Source organism: Stenotrophomonas sp. YJH_SMC_21, assembly GCF_059369555.1.
Genome location: NZ_JCAFSU010000001.1, coordinates 431204 through 446144 on the forward strand (window position 1 = coordinate 431204; position 14941 = coordinate 446144).

The 14941-nt window shown below is 67.2% G+C and carries 18 protein-coding genes; 9 read left to right on the forward strand and 9 right to left on the reverse strand.

What is annotated here, in order from left to right:
• Positions 1–4: 4 nt before the first annotated feature.
• Positions 5–571 (reverse strand): GIY-YIG nuclease family protein, encoded by a 567-nt coding sequence (locus tag AC5P67_RS01940; protein WP_308310020.1) that lies wholly within the window; start codon positions 569–571, stop codon positions 5–7.
• A gap of 42 nt (positions 572–613) precedes the next feature.
• Complete coding sequence (locus tag AC5P67_RS01945; RefSeq protein ID WP_308310019.1) at positions 614–2167, reverse strand: alkaline phosphatase; 1554 nt, start codon at positions 2165–2167, stop codon at positions 614–616.
• Between the two features lie 121 nt (positions 2168–2288).
• Here AC5P67_RS01945 and AC5P67_RS01950 point away from each other — a divergent pair, with 121 nt between their 5' ends.
• The gene (locus AC5P67_RS01950; protein ID WP_308310018.1) at positions 2289–3083 is read left to right on the forward strand and encodes a D-alanyl-D-alanine carboxypeptidase family protein; all 795 of its coding nucleotides are present in this window, start codon (positions 2289–2291) and stop codon (positions 3081–3083) included.
• A 13-nt stretch (positions 3084–3096) separates the two neighbouring features.
• Here the strand turns inward: AC5P67_RS01950 and AC5P67_RS01955 are convergent, their stop codons facing one another.
• Together AC5P67_RS01955 and AC5P67_RS01960 are read right to left on the reverse strand one after the other, a co-directional pair.
• A complete protein-coding gene (locus AC5P67_RS01955; RefSeq protein ID WP_308310017.1) occupies positions 3097–3690 on the reverse strand; it encodes a TetR/AcrR family transcriptional regulator in 594 nt (197 codons plus the stop codon).
• Positions 3691–3706: 16 nt separating this feature from the next.
• A complete protein-coding gene (locus tag AC5P67_RS01960; protein WP_099474004.1) occupies positions 3707–4303 on the reverse strand; it encodes an NAD(P)H-dependent oxidoreductase in 597 nt (198 codons plus the stop codon).
• Between the two features lie 125 nt (positions 4304–4428).
• On the opposite strand from AC5P67_RS01960, the gene AC5P67_RS01965 reads away from it, so the two are divergent.
• Positions 4429–4965, forward strand: coding sequence for a hypothetical protein (locus AC5P67_RS01965; protein WP_005414649.1), 537 nt, complete (start codon positions 4429–4431; stop codon positions 4963–4965).
• A 33-nt stretch (positions 4966–4998) separates the two neighbouring features.
• On the opposite strand, the gene AC5P67_RS01970 is transcribed toward AC5P67_RS01965, so the two are convergent.
• On the reverse strand, positions 4999–5826 hold the full coding sequence (locus AC5P67_RS01970) for an isocitrate lyase/PEP mutase family protein (RefSeq protein ID WP_495214274.1): 828 nt from the start codon (positions 5824–5826) through the stop codon (positions 4999–5001).
• Between the two features lie 166 nt (positions 5827–5992).
• Between AC5P67_RS01970 and AC5P67_RS01975 the strand changes: the two genes are divergently transcribed.
• The 4 genes from AC5P67_RS01975 (at position 5993) to accC (ending at position 9462) form a co-directional block, all read left to right on the forward strand.
• A complete protein-coding gene (locus AC5P67_RS01975; RefSeq protein ID WP_033834056.1) occupies positions 5993–6721 on the forward strand; it encodes a DOPA 4,5-dioxygenase family protein in 729 nt (242 codons plus the stop codon).
• 380 nt (positions 6722–7101) lie between these two features.
• Complete coding sequence (aroQ, locus tag AC5P67_RS01980) at positions 7102–7545, forward strand: type II 3-dehydroquinate dehydratase (protein ID WP_005411251.1); 444 nt, start codon at positions 7102–7104, stop codon at positions 7543–7545.
• Positions 7546–7604: 59 nt separating this feature from the next.
• Positions 7605–8084 (forward strand): acetyl-CoA carboxylase biotin carboxyl carrier protein, encoded by a 480-nt coding sequence (gene accB / locus AC5P67_RS01985; protein ID WP_005411252.1) that lies wholly within the window; start codon positions 7605–7607, stop codon positions 8082–8084.
• 10 nt (positions 8085–8094) lie between these two features.
• Positions 8095–9462 carry an acetyl-CoA carboxylase biotin carboxylase subunit gene (gene accC / locus AC5P67_RS01990; protein WP_005411253.1) on the forward strand — a complete coding sequence of 456 codons (1368 nt, stop codon included), beginning with the start codon at positions 8095–8097 and terminating at the stop codon, positions 9460–9462.
• A 97-nt stretch (positions 9463–9559) separates the two neighbouring features.
• Here accC and AC5P67_RS01995 read toward each other — a convergent pair whose 3' ends face one another.
• A complete protein-coding gene (locus AC5P67_RS01995; protein WP_005411254.1) occupies positions 9560–9934 on the reverse strand; it encodes a hypothetical protein in 375 nt (124 codons plus the stop codon).
• Positions 9931–10896 (reverse strand): hypothetical protein, encoded by a 966-nt coding sequence (locus tag AC5P67_RS02000; RefSeq protein WP_032967023.1) that lies wholly within the window; start codon positions 10894–10896, stop codon positions 9931–9933. Before AC5P67_RS02000 ends, AC5P67_RS01995 begins: the two co-directional genes overlap by 4 nt.
• Positions 10897–11060: 164 nt before the next feature.
• Here AC5P67_RS02000 and prmA point away from each other — a divergent pair, with 164 nt between their 5' ends.
• The 3 genes from prmA to fis all read left to right on the forward strand — a co-directional run bounded on the left by prmA (position 11061) and on the right by fis (position 13184).
• Positions 11061–11981 carry a 50S ribosomal protein L11 methyltransferase gene (gene prmA / locus AC5P67_RS02005; RefSeq protein WP_308310025.1) on the forward strand — a complete coding sequence of 307 codons (921 nt, stop codon included), beginning with the start codon at positions 11061–11063 and terminating at the stop codon, positions 11979–11981.
• 42 nt (positions 11982–12023) lie between these two features.
• Positions 12024–12794, forward strand: coding sequence for a DUF3426 domain-containing protein (locus AC5P67_RS02010; protein ID WP_308310015.1), 771 nt, complete (start codon positions 12024–12026; stop codon positions 12792–12794).
• A 114-nt stretch (positions 12795–12908) separates the two neighbouring features.
• Entirely contained in the window at positions 12909–13184 is a 276-nt protein-coding gene (gene fis / locus AC5P67_RS02015; protein ID WP_005419706.1) for a DNA-binding transcriptional regulator Fis, read from the forward strand.
• A 126-nt stretch (positions 13185–13310) separates the two neighbouring features.
• Here fis and AC5P67_RS02020 read toward each other — a convergent pair whose 3' ends face one another.
• Entirely contained in the window at positions 13311–14306 is a 996-nt protein-coding gene (locus AC5P67_RS02020) for a phosphatidate cytidylyltransferase (protein WP_005414654.1), read from the reverse strand.
• Positions 14303–14932 (reverse strand): lysophospholipid acyltransferase family protein, encoded by a 630-nt coding sequence (locus tag AC5P67_RS02025; protein WP_049459113.1) that lies wholly within the window; start codon positions 14930–14932, stop codon positions 14303–14305. Before AC5P67_RS02025 ends, AC5P67_RS02020 begins: the two co-directional genes overlap by 4 nt.
• Positions 14933–14941: the final 9 nt, after the last annotated feature.

Sequence of the window (14941 nt, forward strand, 5' to 3'; positions counted from 1 at the left end):
CTCCTCAACTTGCATACCAGCGTTGGACGTGTTCAGGCAGCCACGGCATCGGATCGATGTCCAATGCCTGACAACCGTCGAGGGTGTCACGCAGCGCTCTTTCGCCGGGGCCACCGGGGATCCGCAGGCCTTCGTCTTCGGGAAGCTGCACCGCCGCCCAGTCGTGCAACCGGTCCATGCGCAGGCGAAGCGCGGCTCGCAGCCACCCCTTCAGTGGATAGCAGCGATAGCCCTGTTCGCCCAGGCCGGCAACCACAAGCGACAAAGCGTGGTTGGCACCACGTACCCATTCGGTGCGGCCTCCAGCCTTGTCCTGGACCGTCATCGGCGCCGGCGCGCGGTGCGCCTTGAACGGCGAACGCAGCTGCAGCTCCAGATCCCGCGCATCGCGCTCGCTTTCCGCTTCCACCAGTGCACCGGCGTCGAGATCGAAGAACTCGAACCAACGCCGGTGCAATGCGCTGATGCGCCCAAGCGGATCACGTGAGAAACCAATCTTCGCGTAGTCTTCCCACGCACAGGGGAAGACGTAGGCGAAGACACGACCGTCGATGCGGATATCCGACTGCATGTACGCAGGCTGCCTCGACAACAGCCCGCGTGCAACCGGGCGTTACCGTGGACGCTGCAGCGCTTCCTGCACTGCGGCAGCCACGTCGGTATTGTCGATGTAGCTGCCGTCGTTCCAGCGCACGTGCTGACGGTAGCCGGCATCGACGCCCCGCACGCGCTTGCCCAGCAGCTCCGCGCCGGCGCCCCTGGCCCACAGCGGCACCAGCGCGTTGGAGTGGTTGCCGGTGGGGCGGAAGCTGAATCCGGGCATGCGGCCGCGACCGTTGTTGCGTACCGGCGCGAAAGCCACGTCCTGTGCATCCGGGCCCATCGGCATGCTGTTGTCGTGATCGGTGGTGACGATCAACAGGTTGCGCTCCCAGCCACCGTTGCGCTCGATCCAGTCGACCACCGCCGCCACCGCGTCATTGAACTCCACGGTTTCTTCGATCAGCCGGCCATGCTGCGGCTGATCGCTGCACTGGCCGTAGTGCCATTCGGTGCCGCACGCACTGGTATGTGCGGCCCAGTCGGTGGCGCCGCCTTCCACCATCAGGAACAGCCCCTTGGACGAGCGCTGCTGCAGGAACTGCAGTGCGCCACGCGTCATGGTCGCCAGATCGGGCACGCTGTCGATCTTCCTCACTCCCGAAGGCGTGCCTGCATCCTTGCCCAGCACCTGCAGCTGGCGCGCCTGCTGCAGTGTGTTGGCCACGCGCGGTACACCGATCAGCGGCCGGTCGACCGGCAACCGTCCCTGCGCCAGTGCGGCGAACGCTTCCTTGCTGCGGATCAGGCGCCACGGTCCCGCCGGATTGCCGCCGATGGTGCTGCCCGCTTCCAGCTGCTGCCAATCCTGCTGCGACACCCACTCCCATGGATTCGCACAGCCCTCCGCCTTCGCGGCGTCCGTACCTTCATGGCAGGCGCGGCCGTCGACGCTGTAGCCCGGGCCACCCGTGCCCATCACCAGGTCCATGTGGCCCTGCGCCAGCATCTGGTGTGCGATGGCGTGATAGTTGCTGCGCGATTCGTTCTGCGCCGCAAACGCGGCCGGCGTGGCATGCGCGAACGGCACCGAGGTGACCACGCCGGTGGCCATGCCCAGGCGCTTGGCGCGCAGCGTATTGAACTCGACCGGCTGGCCATCGTTGTTGAAGTTGATGGCGTTGTTGTAGGTCTTGATCCCCGAGGACAGCGCAGTGCCCGCCGCCGCACTGTCGGTAGCCACCGCGGCCAGGTACTGGTAGCCCGCAAAGGGCAGGTCCTGCGCAGGAACCGGCGCGTCATCCCAGGCCTTGCCCGGGTCGTAGCCAAGCGTCTGCGCGTTGTCACCGGTCGGCTGGCTGCTCGCGTTCAACGGAAAGGTGGTCACCGCCAGGCGCAGTGGGAAATCCGCATAGGGTGCGCCGTCACGGCTGCCGTACTGCCAGTAGGCGGCGGCGTCCCAGGTACCCCAGCCGGCACCGTCGTTGATCATCACGATCACATTGAGCGGACCGGCTTCGGCGGTGGAAACAGCCTCGGCGCGCAGGCTGGGCTGGCAGCCGCCAAGTGCGGCCAGCGCGAGCAGCAACGAAGAATGAAGCCAGCGGCGTGGAATGCGTGCAGTCATCGGATGTCCCGTCGGGCCATCGGCGGCCCACAATGGCGATACGTTATATCGTTGCATTATTTCAGCTTCGTGCAGCCGCCGCACACTATCCTCCTGGGTCCCCACTGCCATCGTCGCTTCCATGCCGTCTCCTGCTCCTGCGCGTGCACCGCTGTCGTCCATCACCCTCGATGCGGCAACTTTCGTGGTGATTCACCAGCACAATGCGGATATCGCCAGGCAGCCGGCCTCGCTGACCAAGCTGATGACCGCCTACGCGGCTTACGAATGTGTCGAGGAGCGCGGGCGCTCGTGGGGCGCCGAAGTCACCATCGCCGCCGACGACGTGCATGCGGTCGCCGACGATGAAACGCGCATGGGCCTGGTGCCCGGCGAAACGGTCACGCTCGCGCGCCTGCTGGAAGGGTTGATGATCGTCTCCGGCAATGACGCGGCGCTGGCCATCGCGCGCCACCTGGACGGATCGCAGCCTGCGTTCCTGGAGCGCATGAACCGGCACGCACGCCAGCTCGGCCTGCGCAGCAGCTGGTTCGCCAGCGTCTCCGGCATCACCACGCCGCACCATGCGTCCAGCGCGCGCGACATGGCGGTGCTGGCCGCCTGCCTGCTGAATGACCATCCGCAGATACTGGCAATCACCGCGCAGCGCGCGTTCGTGCATGGCAGCTTCAGCCGCAACAACCAGAATGCGCTGCTTGGCGATGACGGCGTGGATGGATTGAAGACCGGCTACACCCAGGCAGCAGGCTTCTGTCTGGCCGCCACCGCATGCCGGGCGGTGCCCGGGCGGGATCAGCCGGTACGCCTGATCACCGTGGTGCTGGGTTCTGAAAGCCGCGACGCGCGCGATGCCCTAGTGCGCGATCAGCTGGCGGCAGGATTCGCCACGCTGGCCAGCACCACCGCCGGGGCCTGACTCCCGAAGCCGCTCAGCGCCGCTTGACCGTCGCCACGATCAGCCGCTGCAGCTCGGCCTCGGCGTTGGTCTTGTCCAGCGCGCCTGCCGCCACGGCTTCGGACAGGGCTTCAGCCGCACCGAGAATCGCCCAGCGCCCAGCAAGTGGCACCGTGCCATCGGCGGCAAACGGACCCAGCCATACGTCGCAGTTGTCGATGAAGTCCTGCTGGTAACGCCGCCGCACCTCGTGCAGTTCCGGCGCTCCCACCAGCGCGGCGAGGATGCCCTGCACTTCACTGCCCTGGCTGAGGATGCAGTCGATGTAGCCGGAGGCGATGGCCGCCGCACGGTCGGCCAGCTGCGCGCGGGCGCGGCCGATACGCTCGTGGAAGACCACCGTCTGCCGCCCGTCATAGTCATCGTAGAGCGCGGCCAGCAGGCCGTTGCGGGTCACGAAGTGATCGTAGGCCACCGGCTTGGTCACGCCCGCCGCCTCGGCCAGCCGTCCCAGCGTCAACGCGTCGGTGCCTTCTGCACCAACCAGCGCCCAGGCCACGTCCAGCAACTGGCGGGCGCGTTGCTCGCGGGTCAATCGGCGGCGCGTGGGAGCGGCGTTGGCGGGCATCGGCGGAACACGGCGATCAGCGCATCGGAGTGCCTATTTTACGGCCGATCGCCAGCGCGGTCTGCAGATGCGCTCCAGCCGCACCGGTATCGGCATCCAGCAGCAGGTCGGACGTCAGCACGCGTGCGCCACAGTAGTCGAAGATGCCCATGTCGATCTGCGTCTTCATCGCCGCATCGTAGCCGCGTCGTTCGACCATCGCTGCATCGGCACCGCCCAGCCCCACCAGATGCACGTTCAGGCGCTGCAGCTTCTTCACCAGCTTGCCCTGCGCATCCTGTGCGTAGGCCCATTCGTTGGTGAAGACACGGTCGATCCAGCCCTTCAGCAGTGCCGGGAACGACCACCAGTACAACGGGAACACCAGCACCAGCGTATCGGTGGCCTCCAGCCGTGCGTGCTCGGCGGCGATGTCGGCCGGTACCGCGCCGGTGCTGCGGAACAAGGCCTGGTCCTGAGCGTTGAAGCGCGGATCGAAGCCTTCGGCCATCAGATCGGCGTAGGCCACGGTGTTGCGGGCGTGGGCAGCAGTGATGGCATCGCCGATGCGATGCGCCATCGCATGGGTCAGCGAACCGGGTTCAGGGTGGGCGATGACAATGAGGCTGTGCATGGGGGTCTCCAGAAATCAATACCTACCAATAGTAAGTAGTGATTTTCGGGATACCAGCGCCATCGATGGGACGCTGTTTTCGCATCCACCGTATAGTGCGGCGGTGCCCTGTGAGACACCCGAACATGGATCGACGCCTGCCCCTGACGATGCTGATGCTGCTGTCGCTGTTGCTGTTGCTGCCATCCGCCTTCGCAGGTGAACTCAGTCCCAGTGATGCGAAGGCTCTGCGCGAAGATGTGCGCGCCATGATGGCTGCATACGCCCGCGGCGATGCGGACTTCCTCATCGAACGTACCCATCCCAGCCTCAAGCGACTGGCCGGCGGCGATGACGCCTTCCAGGCGATCACCCGTGATGCGTTGAAGAAGCAGCACAACGCCGGTGTAGTGATCATCAGCGAAGATGTAGGTGTGCCGACCCGGACCTATGCTGCCGGAGAGGAAGAAGTCTGCTTCGTGCCACGCCAATCCCTGATACGGGTGCGTGAAACCCCAATGCGCAGCACCACGTTCATGGTGGCCGTGCGCCGCGTTGGTGGTTCCGGCTGGACGTATCTGGATGGCACCGGGCTGCAGGGCAATCCAAACCTGCTTCGCCAACTGCTGCCAGCGCTGGAACCCGACGTGACCTTACCCAAGCGGGAGATCGAGGCGCTGTAGTCGCCGGCCCCTCCCGCCTTGCACGGCGTGGATCTAGCGGAACAGCGCGTTCAAGGCAGCCCCGGAGGCCGCCTGCTGCAGGCCATCGAAGCGTCCGTCCTGCACGATCGGCTGTGCCGCCTGCATCAACCCGCCCCACGCAGCACGGGCCAGCGCGCCGCCCAGGCTGACCCGGCGCACGCCGAGCGCGGCGATGTCCTGCAGGCTCAGCGACGTCGGTCCACCGACCAGCAGGTTCACCGGCTTCGACCCGGCAGCGGCGACCACCGCGCTGATCTGCTCGCGCGTGCTGATGCCAGGTGCATACAGCACGTCGGCACCGGCCTCTGCGTAGGCACGCAGGCGCTGCAGGGTGTCCTGCAGATCCGGCACGCCAACGAAGAAGTTCTCGGCGCGGCCGACCAGCAGCACGTCGCCACCCGCGCGGTCGATGGCTGCACGGGCAGCGCGCAGGCGCTCGACCGCCTGGTCGATCGGACGCAGCGGTGCATCGGCCACGCCGCTGGCATCCTCGATCGACAATGCCGCAATGCCGGTGTCGATCGCCGCGGCCACCGCCTCCTGCACCGCCTGCGGCGTGACGCCGAAGCCATCACCGAAGTCGGCATTCAACGGCAATGGGGTCGCTGCCACCATCACGCGCAGATGCGCCAGCGTGGCCTGCAGCGAAACCGCTCCGTCCGGCCGTCCTTCGCTCCAGGCGCAGCCGGCACTGGTGGTGGCCAGTGCCTGGAAGCCCTGCCGCTGCAGGTAGCGGGCACTGCCCACATCCCATGGGTTGGGCAGCACGAAGCAACCCTGCGCGTGCAGCTGGCGGAAGAACGCGCGCTTTTGCTGTGTGTCGGCATCGGGCGAGATCATGGAAGGGCTCCGGGGCGGCAGACCTGCACCCTAGCCCGCCCAGCGGCCACGCTCAACGACAACGGGGCGCACCTGCATGAGGTGATGCCCCCTGCTTATTGGACGCTGTGGATGCGGGTGCCCGAGCGTGCTTGCCTGCCCACACGATGCCGCCACGGAGCCCTTCATGCACCCGGACCCGCAGACCCTCACCGACGCCGGCGATGATGACGCCCACTGGGCCGACCTGCTTTCGCCGGCACGGCGCCGCCTGATCGCTTCGGCGGGTCTGGCCGCTGGCGGCCTGGCCAGTGCCTCGACCGCCGCCGCAGCACCGCGCGGCAACGACGCGGTGAATACCACCGAGCCTGGCCGCCCCGGCTTCCGTGCCATCGTGCCGCCAGCACCGGAAGGGCGCAGCCCCTGGGGCCAGGCCACGGCCAGCGAACCGACCCCGCGCCCGGCCAGCGTGCGTCCCGGCGAGGCCACCCTGCCCGTGACCCCACGCGCCTACACCGACATCAAGAGCTATCACGCGCACATCTACTTCGACGAGGACAGCTTCGAGAAGGCTGCGCTGCTGCGGCGCTGGGCGGCCGAGCGCTTCCCGGTGGAGCTGGGCAACTGGAACCTGGAACCACGCGGGCCGCACGTCACCCCGTCGTTCTACTTCGGCTTCACCAACGACCTGCTGCCGGTGCTGGTGCCCTGGCTGCAGCTCAACAGCCTGGGCCTGACCATCCTGATCCACCCCAATACCGGTGATGGCCGCGCCGACCACCTGTATTACGCGTTGTGGGTAAACCGCGCGCAGCCGGTGAATGCCTACAACTGGCCGGCACCGAAGCCTGGAGAACGGGAACCGCTGGAAGAGGTGTTCCCGAACGTGGTGCCGACGGTGCCGCTGGAGACGTGAGCGGGGGCGTGGCGGGGGGCAGTAGGCGTGCGGCGCACCTTGGGCTGCCCCTCGGTGGGTGCGTAGCGTGCTGCGTACCGAACGTCCTCCATCCACGCATCGCGTGGATCTATTGAATGGTGGCCTCATCCGCGCGTGGCGTGGATCTACTGCAGCACCACCCATGACAGCCCCTGCCCATGCCTGCCGCCATCGTCGGCCTACGTGCATGCATCCCCGGCCTGCGAGCCATTCAGCGCGCCTTGATCCAGCGCCCGCCATACGGCCACAAGCGCTCCGGCAGATTTCAAACGTTCGATTGAAACGCTGCAAACTTCGCCGAACTGGACAGCATCCGCCGGTTCCGCCAGACTGCCGCCCTTTCCCGTCTTCCGGATCCCATGGCGAAGCTGCTGGTCCTGCACGGCCCCAACCTCAACCTGCTCGGCACACGCGAGCCGGAGGTCTACGGCCACACCACGCTGGCCGACATCGACCAGGCCCTGGCCAGCCAGGCATCGGCCGCCGGGCACGCGGTGGAGAGCCTGCAGTCCAACGCCGAGCATGTGCTGGTGGACCGCGTGCAGGCCGCGCGCGACGACGGAACCGCTTTCATCCTGATCAACCCCGCCGCCTTCACCCACACCTCGGTCGCCCTGCGCGATGCGCTGGCCGCGGTGGCGGTGCCGTTCATCGAGATCCACCTGTCCAACCCGCATACCCGCGAACCGTTCCGCCAGCACAGCTACTTCAGTGATAAGGCGGTGGGCGTGGTGTGCGGCTTCGGTGCCGACAGCTACCGCTACGCGATGGACGCGGCGCTGCTGCGGGTATCCGCCACCTGATTGTCGACCCGGGCGCCCACGGCGCTCTCCTCACCTAGATAGAAACCAAAGAGGCCCTCATGGATCTGCGCAAAATCAAGAAGCTGATCGACCTGCTGGAAGAGTCGAACCTGGCTGAAATCGAAATCAAGGAAGGCGAAGAGTCGGTGCGCCTGTCGCGTGCCCCGGTGGCCGGCTATGCCGCCCCGGTCGCCGCCCCGGTGTACGCCGCTCCGGCCGCCCCGGCACCGCAGGCGATGCCGATGCAGTCGCCGACCGAAGCCTCCACCGGCGGCACCGCCAAGCCGGGCCCGGCACTGCCGGAAGGCCACGTGCTGCGCTCGCCGATGGTCGGCACCTTCTACGCGTCGTCCGCACCGGACAAGCCGGCCTTCGTCACCGTGGGGCAGCAGGTCAAGGAAGGCGAGACCCTGGCCATCATCGAAGCAATGAAGATGTTCAACCCGATCGAAGCCGACACGTCCGGCACCATCGTCGCCATCCTCGGCGAGAACGGCCAGCCGGTGGAATTCGACCAGCCGCTGTTCGTGATCGGCTGAGGGGCACGCCATGCTCGACAAAGTCGTCATCGCCAACCGAGGGGAGATCGCGCTGCGCATCCTGCGCGCGTGCCACACCCTCGGCATCCGCACGGTGGCCGTGCATTCCACGGTCGACCGCAACCTCAAGCATGTGGCCATGGCCGACGAGTCGGTCTGCATCGGCCCGGCGCCGTCGCCGCAGAGCTACCTCAACATTCCGGCGCTGATCGCCGCCGCTGAAGTCACTGACGCGCAGGCGATCCATCCCGGTTACGGCTTCCTGTCGGAGAACGCCGACTTCGCCGAGCGCGTGGAAGAATCCGGCTTCATCTTCATCGGCCCCAAGGCTGACACCATCCGCATGATGGGCGACAAGGTCGAAGCCATCCGCGCGATGAAGTCGGCCGGCGTGCCGTGCGTGCCCGGTTCGGGCGGCCCGCTGGGCGATGACATCGTCGCCAACACCAAGATCGCCCGTGAGATCGGCTACCCGGTCATCATCAAGGCGGCCGGTGGCGGTGGCGGTCGCGGCATGCGCGTGGTGCATGCCGAGGCCTCGTTGAAGACCTCGATCGAAACCACCAAGAGCGAGGCCAAGGCCGCGTTCGGCAATGGCGAGGTCTACATGGAGAAGTTCCTGGAGAACCCGCGCCACGTGGAAATCCAGGTGCTGGCCGACGGCCAGGGCAACGCCATCCACCTGGGTGAGCGCGACTGCTCGATGCAGCGCCGCCACCAGAAGGTGGTGGAAGAAGCGCCGGCACCGGGCATCACCGCCGAACAGCGCGAGCAGATCGGCAAGGTCTGCACCGAAGCCTGCGTGCGCATCGGCTACCGCGGCGCCGGCACCTTCGAGTTCCTGTACGAAGACGGCCGCTTCTACTTCATCGAGATGAACACCCGCATCCAGGTGGAACATCCGGTCACCGAAATGGTCACCGGCATCGACCTGGTGGCCGAGCAGCTGAAGATCGCCGCCGGCCAGAAGCTGTCGATCAAGCAGAGCGACGTGGTGCTGACCGGCCACGCGATCGAGTGCCGCATCAACGCCGAAGACGCCGAGACCTTCGTGCCCAGCCCGGGCACCATCACCGGCTTCCATCCGCCGGGTGGCCCCGGCGTGCGCGTGGATACCCACATCTACAGTGGCTACCGCGTGCCGTCGAACTACGACTCGATGATCGGCAAGCTGATCGTGCACGGCCCGGACCGCGAAACCGCCATCGCCCGCATGCGGGTGGCGCTGAGCGAGATGGTGGTCGACGGCATCAAGACCAACATCGCCCTGCAGCAGCGGATCATGCGCGACAAGGGCTTCCAGGCCGGTGGCCAGAACATCCACTACCTGGAAAAGCGTCTTGCCGAGCGCAAGAACAAGCCGATCGCACTGACCTGATCGGCAGCAGGTACTGGACATGAAAAGGGCGGGGATATCCCCGCCCTTTTTCCATTGCCGTAGAGCCGAGCGTGGGCTCGGCTCTGCAGCAGGTGCATCAGCGCTTGTCGGCAGCTTCGGCCGGAATCTGCGAATTCGCCAGCGGGCGTACACCATTGGGCGAGCTCGGGTCGACGATCACCATCGTCTCGGTGGACCCATCGGGCCACACCACCTGGAAGGTACTGCCTGCCGGCAACGAAGCGAACGGCATGCCGCTCTGCGCGCGATAGACCGCAGCGACCTGGCTGGCACCCACGCGGCGCACATCTTCCTGCGCCTTCACCGTGGTCAGTTCCACTTTCGACAGATGCCGGTAACGATCTTCATAGGTGTCGATCATCAACAGCCCGACCGCGCCGGCCGAATAGGCCACGAACAGCGCCACCCAGAACCAGAACTTGGCCCCATGCAGGAATCGACGGTAGTTCATTGCCCGCCCCTCTTTCCAACCAATCGCTTGATCCACTGCTTCATTTTCCCCGCACCTTGCCGCGAAACCGCAGCGTCATACACGAAATCCCGGAAATCCTGCGTCCCATCCTGCGAACAGATCCCTCCATTCGCGCAAAAACTGTTGACCAGCACGCTGTCGGCACCACACGGTAGACCGAGCTCGCAGGCCGCAACCCGCCACGCCAGTTCACTGAGCTGTTCTCCCGCCACCAGGCCAGTGAGCGCCTGGTCGCCCGCCGCGCGCACGCCCATGCCCGGTGCAATGGCCATGAAGGCCTCCGGATCGCGCGATGTGCGCACCCGCTCGACCAGGTCACGGCGGTACTCGGGGCTGTCATTCAGCGGCTCGCCTTCGGCAAACAGCGATGCTTCCGCTGCGAGGTTGCCCTGCGTGGCTGCCTTGCGGCGCTCGGCCAGCACCAGCGCGGACCCCAGCTTGTCGCCCGGCACGAAGCCGCCACAGCGCTGCGCCACGCGCTCGCGCGCCTGCACCATCGCCGGTGCAGCGGTCAGGCCCAGTCCGGCCAGCACATTGTTGTCCAACCGATAACCGCCTGGATCGATGGCGTACTGCGCGCAGTAGTCGTAGACCCGGCTGAGCATCCAGCGCGCCTCGTGATTGCCGTCGTCGGCCTGCACGCGCAGGCGCTGCGCATAGGCGTACAGATCGGTGGCATCCTCAATGTCCGCGCGCAGGTCCAGCGGCAGGCCCGAAGGCAGCGCGTTGCCGCGCTCGAACGCCGCCAGGCGACGCGCCAACGCTTCCGGCACGACCGGCAGGGGCGCCGCATCGTCCGCCGCAACCTGCGCCGTCGGCAGTTCGCCTGCGGTCACCGGTACCGACCCGGCATGGCCGCTGGCCCGATACCCGGCCACGCCCAGCACGGCCACCGCCGGCAGCACGAGCAACCAGGTTTTCAGGGTCGGAGCAAAGGCCATTGGCGGCAGTGAGCGTTCATGGCGCACAGGAAAGCAGCAAGTTTAGCAAGGCCCGCCAGGCCTGTCTGAATCGGTTCCGTTCATCTCCAAGCGGCATCTCAGGCAATACGGAGACGCTCCGATGGTCTAGCATGGCCCCCTTTCCCGCGATTGCCCCCACCGCCATGCCGTTCCTGGAACTGACCCTGCGTTGCACCGAAGCTACCCAGCCCCGCTATGAGAATGCGCTGGAGGATGTCGGCGCACTGGCCGTCACGCTGCTTGATGCCGAGGCCGATACCAGCAACGAACAGGCCATTCTCGAGCCGGGCGTGGGCGAGACCCCGCTATGGGACACCCTGGTGCTGAGCGCGCTGTTTCCCGCCGACAGCAACGCGTTGCTGCTGCTGGCCGCGCTGGAAGCATTCGACCCGGAACTGGACTGGAGCAGCGGCAGTTTCCGCGCGGTCGAGGACGAGGACTGGGAACGCGCCTGGCTGGACCAGTTCCAGCCGATGGCTTTCGGCAGCCGCACCTGGATCGTGCCGTGGAACCATGAACTGCCGGAGGCCGCACAGGCTGCCGACGCCGCCGTGGTGCGGCTGGACCCGGGCCTGGCGTTCGGCTCGGGCACCCACCCGACCACCGCGCTCTGCCTGCGCTGGCTGGACCAGCTGGCCGTGGATGGCCTGCTGCAGGGCCAGCGCGTGCTCGACTTCGGCTGCGGCTCCGGCATCCTTGCGCTTGCCGCGCTGAAGCTGGGCGCCGCTGAGGCCATCGGCGTGGACAACGATCCGCAGGCGCTGGTCGCCACCGCCGACAATGCCGAGCGCAACGGCGAGCAGGCGCGCATGCACGTGTACCTGCCGCAGGACGAACCAGTCGCCACCTACCCGATCGTGGTCGCCAACATCCTTGCCTCGGCACTGGACGCGTTGGCCGAGCTGCTGGCCGCGCGCGTCGCTGCCGGTGGCCGCATTGCCCTGTCCGGCATCCTGCACGGCCAGGAAGGTGAACTGCTGCAGCGCTATGCCGCATGGTTCGATGACCTGCAGGCCACCCAGGATGGCGACTGGATGCGCATCACCGGCGTGCGCCGCGCCTGATCGTGGTTGAATGACTGCTGGATCCGAGCCCGCACCCTGAGCATGTCCGAGCCGAACCCACCGCGACGCCCCCTGGCGACCTTCCTGCGCACCGCGCCGGAAGGTGAGCCTGTGCCTGCGACCGATGCGCGCACGCAGGCCCCGGACGAACACGCGCCGCCTGTCATGCAGACGCCAACCGGGCCTGCCGAAGCGGCGCATGTGGCGGCGGCAGAGATGCGGCACGACGATGCGCCTGTCATCGTTGATGAAACTGCGGCCGTAGCGCCGGCACCGGTTGCAGTGCCGGCACCGGTGGCTGCCGCTGATGCGCCGAGTTTCCTTGGCAGTGCGCGTCCCCGTAACCTGCCGGCACCCCGCTGGCACTGGCTGCTGGTTGCGGGGCTGGCGCTGCTGCTGCTGTTGCAGAGCGTGCTTGCCGACCGTGCGCGGCTGGCCGCCGACGCCGGCAACCGTGCATGGCTGGGCACGCTCTGCGGCGTCCTGCGCTGCAGCCTGCCGGCCTGGCATGAACCCACTGCCTTTACCATGACCAGCCGCGAGATCCGGCCGCTGCCCGGCCGGGCCGGCGTGCTGCAGGTGCAGGCCAGCATCCGCAACGACGCTCGCTGGGCACAGGCCTGGCCGGACCTGCGCCTGTCACTGTCCGATGCTGATGGCCGGGTGATCGGCAGCGGTGTGTTCACGCCTGCGCAGTACCTTGGCGAGAACCCCGGCGCCGCGCTGCTGGAACCGGGCCAGAGCGCGCGCGTCGCCTTCCGTGTGCAGGAGCCCGCCGCATCCACCGTCGCATTCACCTTCGACTTCCTCTGAACGTGAAAAGGCGACCGGCCGTGGCAGGCCGGGCACGCTCGCGCTAGACTGGCCGCCACCACCTCGTCCGGCCGCGCGCACCGCGCGCACGGGCCCACCGAATCGGGAACCCCCTTGAACGCTGTCCTCTCTCGTCCTGACAACAGTCGTGGCGCTCCCCGGCCACCGCTGCGTGAACATGTCGCCCAATCCGTGCGCCGTTACCTGCGTGACCTCGATGGCTGCGACGCGGACGATGTCTACGAGATCGTGCTGCGCGAGATGGAGATCCCGCTGTTCGTGGAAGTGCTCAACCACTGCGAAGGCAACCAGAGCCGCGCCGCCGCGATGCTGGGCATCCACCGTGCCACCCTGCGCAAGAAGCTGAAGGAATACGGCATCAGCGCGTAAGCGCGCACGGGTAGTGCCGGCCGCTGGCCGGCAACCCCACGAACGGTGGCAGGATGTTGCAGTTGCCGGCCAGCGGCCGGCACTACCGGTAGAACCGCGCCATGCGTGGATGGAAGCCCGGCAGAATCAACCGCCGCCGCCCGCCTTCCAGTAATACCGCACCACGTGGAAGAACACCGGCGCGGCGAAGCACACCGAATCCAGCCGGTCGAGCATGCCGCCATGGCCCTCGATCATGTGGCCCCAGTCCTTGATGCCCCGGTCACGCTTGATCGCCGACATCACCAGGCCGCCCCAGAACCCCATCAGGTTGATCAGCAGCGACAGGCCGAACGCCTGCAGCGGCGTGAACGGGGTGATCCACCACAGCGCCGCGCCCAGTGCGCTGGCACTCAGCACGCCGCCGACGAAGCCCTCCACCGTCTTCGACGGCGACAGCTTCGGCGCGATCAGGTGCTTGCCCAACAACTTGCCCCAGATGTACTGCAGCACGTCCGAGGACTGCACCACGATCACCAGGAAAGCAAACAGCAGCACGTTGCGCGAGGGGTCATGGCCCGGCACGTGCAGGTTCAGCAGCAGCGGCACGTGCGAGATGCAGAACACGCAGATCATCAGCCCCCACTGCACCTTCGCCGTGCGCTCCAGGTAGTGCGTGGTATCGCCGCCGATGGTCGACAGGATCGGCAGGAACAGGAACGCGTAGACCGGAATCAGCAGCGTGTACATGCCGTACCAGTCGATCCACACCAGGTAGTACTGCCACGGCAGCACGATGTAGAACGCGGCCAGCAGCGCGTAGTAATCGCCTGAGCGGGTCGGCGCCAGGGTGATGAACTCGCGCAGTGCGAACAGCGAGATGATCGCGAACAGCACGATCACCCCGGCGCGGCCGAAGAACAGCGCCAGCCCGACCACGATCGCCATTACCCACCAGGCGCGGATGCGCGACACCAGGTTGGCGATGACCGCGCTGGGCCGGCCGCGCTGGCGCCATCGCAGCGTTTCGGCCACCAGCGTGGCCAGTACCAGCACCGCACCGACGCCAGCGAACAGCAGGCCGGTCTGCTGGCCCACGCTCTGCGCTGCCAGATCGCCGGACACATCGATCAGGAAACTCATGCGCGCCCCCCGTTCGGCGCCAGGCCCAGCAGCGCCTGCCGGCTGCGGGCCAGGAAGGCCGCCTTGTCCTCGTCGGCCTGCAGCCGCAGCGGCGTACCGAAGGTGGCCGTGCACAGCAGCGGCAGCGGCAGGAACCGGCCCTTGGGCATCACCCGCTTCAGGTTGTCGATCCACACCGGCACGAATTCCAGCTCCGGCCGTTGCCGTGCCAGGTGATAGATGCCGCTCTTGAACGGCAGCAGCGGCTCATCGCCCACGTTGCGGGTACCTTCCGGAAACAGGATCAGCGAGCAGTCTTCGTCCACCGCGTCACGCAGGGCCTGCAGCGGATCCTGCTGGCGATGGCCGGCCTCGCGCTCGACCAGCACGCCGTTGAACACCGCATCGATCAGGTAGCGACGCAAGCCGTCGCGCTGCCAGTATTCGGCCGCGGCAACTGGCCGCACCTGGCGCCGCAACGCAGGCGGCATCGACGACCAGATCAGCACGAAGTCGCCATGGCTGGCGTGGTTGCCGTAGTACACACGGCGCTCGCTGGACGGCGCGCAACCGATCCACAACGCGCGGGCACCGGTCACTACATGGATCGCACCACTGCAGGCGCGGGCAATCAGTTCGGCGAACATTGGTCCCTC

Coding starts and splice junctions, on each gene's coding strand:
- AC5P67_RS01940 (WP_308310020.1), bottom strand. CDS start 571: ATGCAGTCGGATATCCGCATCGACGGTCGTGTCTTCGCCTACGTCTTC.
- AC5P67_RS01945 (WP_308310019.1), bottom strand. CDS start 2,167: ATGACTGCACGCATTCCACGCCGCTGGCTTCATTCTTCGTTGCTGCTC.
- AC5P67_RS01950 (WP_308310018.1), top strand. CDS start 2,289: ATGCCGTCTCCTGCTCCTGCGCGTGCACCGCTGTCGTCCATCACCCTC.
- AC5P67_RS01955 (WP_308310017.1), bottom strand. CDS start 3,690: ATGCCCGCCAACGCCGCTCCCACGCGCCGCCGATTGACCCGCGAGCAA.
- AC5P67_RS01960 (WP_099474004.1), bottom strand. CDS start 4,303: ATGCACAGCCTCATTGTCATCGCCCACCCTGAACCCGGTTCGCTGACC.
- AC5P67_RS01965 (WP_005414649.1), top strand. CDS start 4,429: ATGGATCGACGCCTGCCCCTGACGATGCTGATGCTGCTGTCGCTGTTG.
- AC5P67_RS01970 (WP_495214274.1), bottom strand. CDS start 5,826: ATGATCTCGCCCGATGCCGACACACAGCAAAAGCGCGCGTTCTTCCGC.
- AC5P67_RS01975 (WP_033834056.1), top strand. CDS start 5,993: ATGCACCCGGACCCGCAGACCCTCACCGACGCCGGCGATGATGACGCC.
- aroQ (WP_005411251.1), top strand. CDS start 7,102: ATGGCGAAGCTGCTGGTCCTGCACGGCCCCAACCTCAACCTGCTCGGC.
- accB (WP_005411252.1), top strand. CDS start 7,605: ATGGATCTGCGCAAAATCAAGAAGCTGATCGACCTGCTGGAAGAGTCG.
- accC (WP_005411253.1), top strand. CDS start 8,095: ATGCTCGACAAAGTCGTCATCGCCAACCGAGGGGAGATCGCGCTGCGC.
- AC5P67_RS01995 (WP_005411254.1), bottom strand. CDS start 9,934: ATGAACTACCGTCGATTCCTGCATGGGGCCAAGTTCTGGTTCTGGGTG.
- AC5P67_RS02000 (WP_032967023.1), bottom strand. CDS start 10,896: ATGGCCTTTGCTCCGACCCTGAAAACCTGGTTGCTCGTGCTGCCGGCG.
- prmA (WP_308310025.1), top strand. CDS start 11,061: ATGCCGTTCCTGGAACTGACCCTGCGTTGCACCGAAGCTACCCAGCCC.
- AC5P67_RS02010 (WP_308310015.1), top strand. CDS start 12,024: ATGTCCGAGCCGAACCCACCGCGACGCCCCCTGGCGACCTTCCTGCGC.
- AC5P67_RS02020 (WP_005414654.1), bottom strand. CDS start 14,306: ATGAGTTTCCTGATCGATGTGTCCGGCGATCTGGCAGCGCAGAGCGTG.
- AC5P67_RS02025 (WP_049459113.1), bottom strand. CDS start 14,932: ATGTTCGCCGAACTGATTGCCCGCGCCTGCAGTGGTGCGATCCATGTA.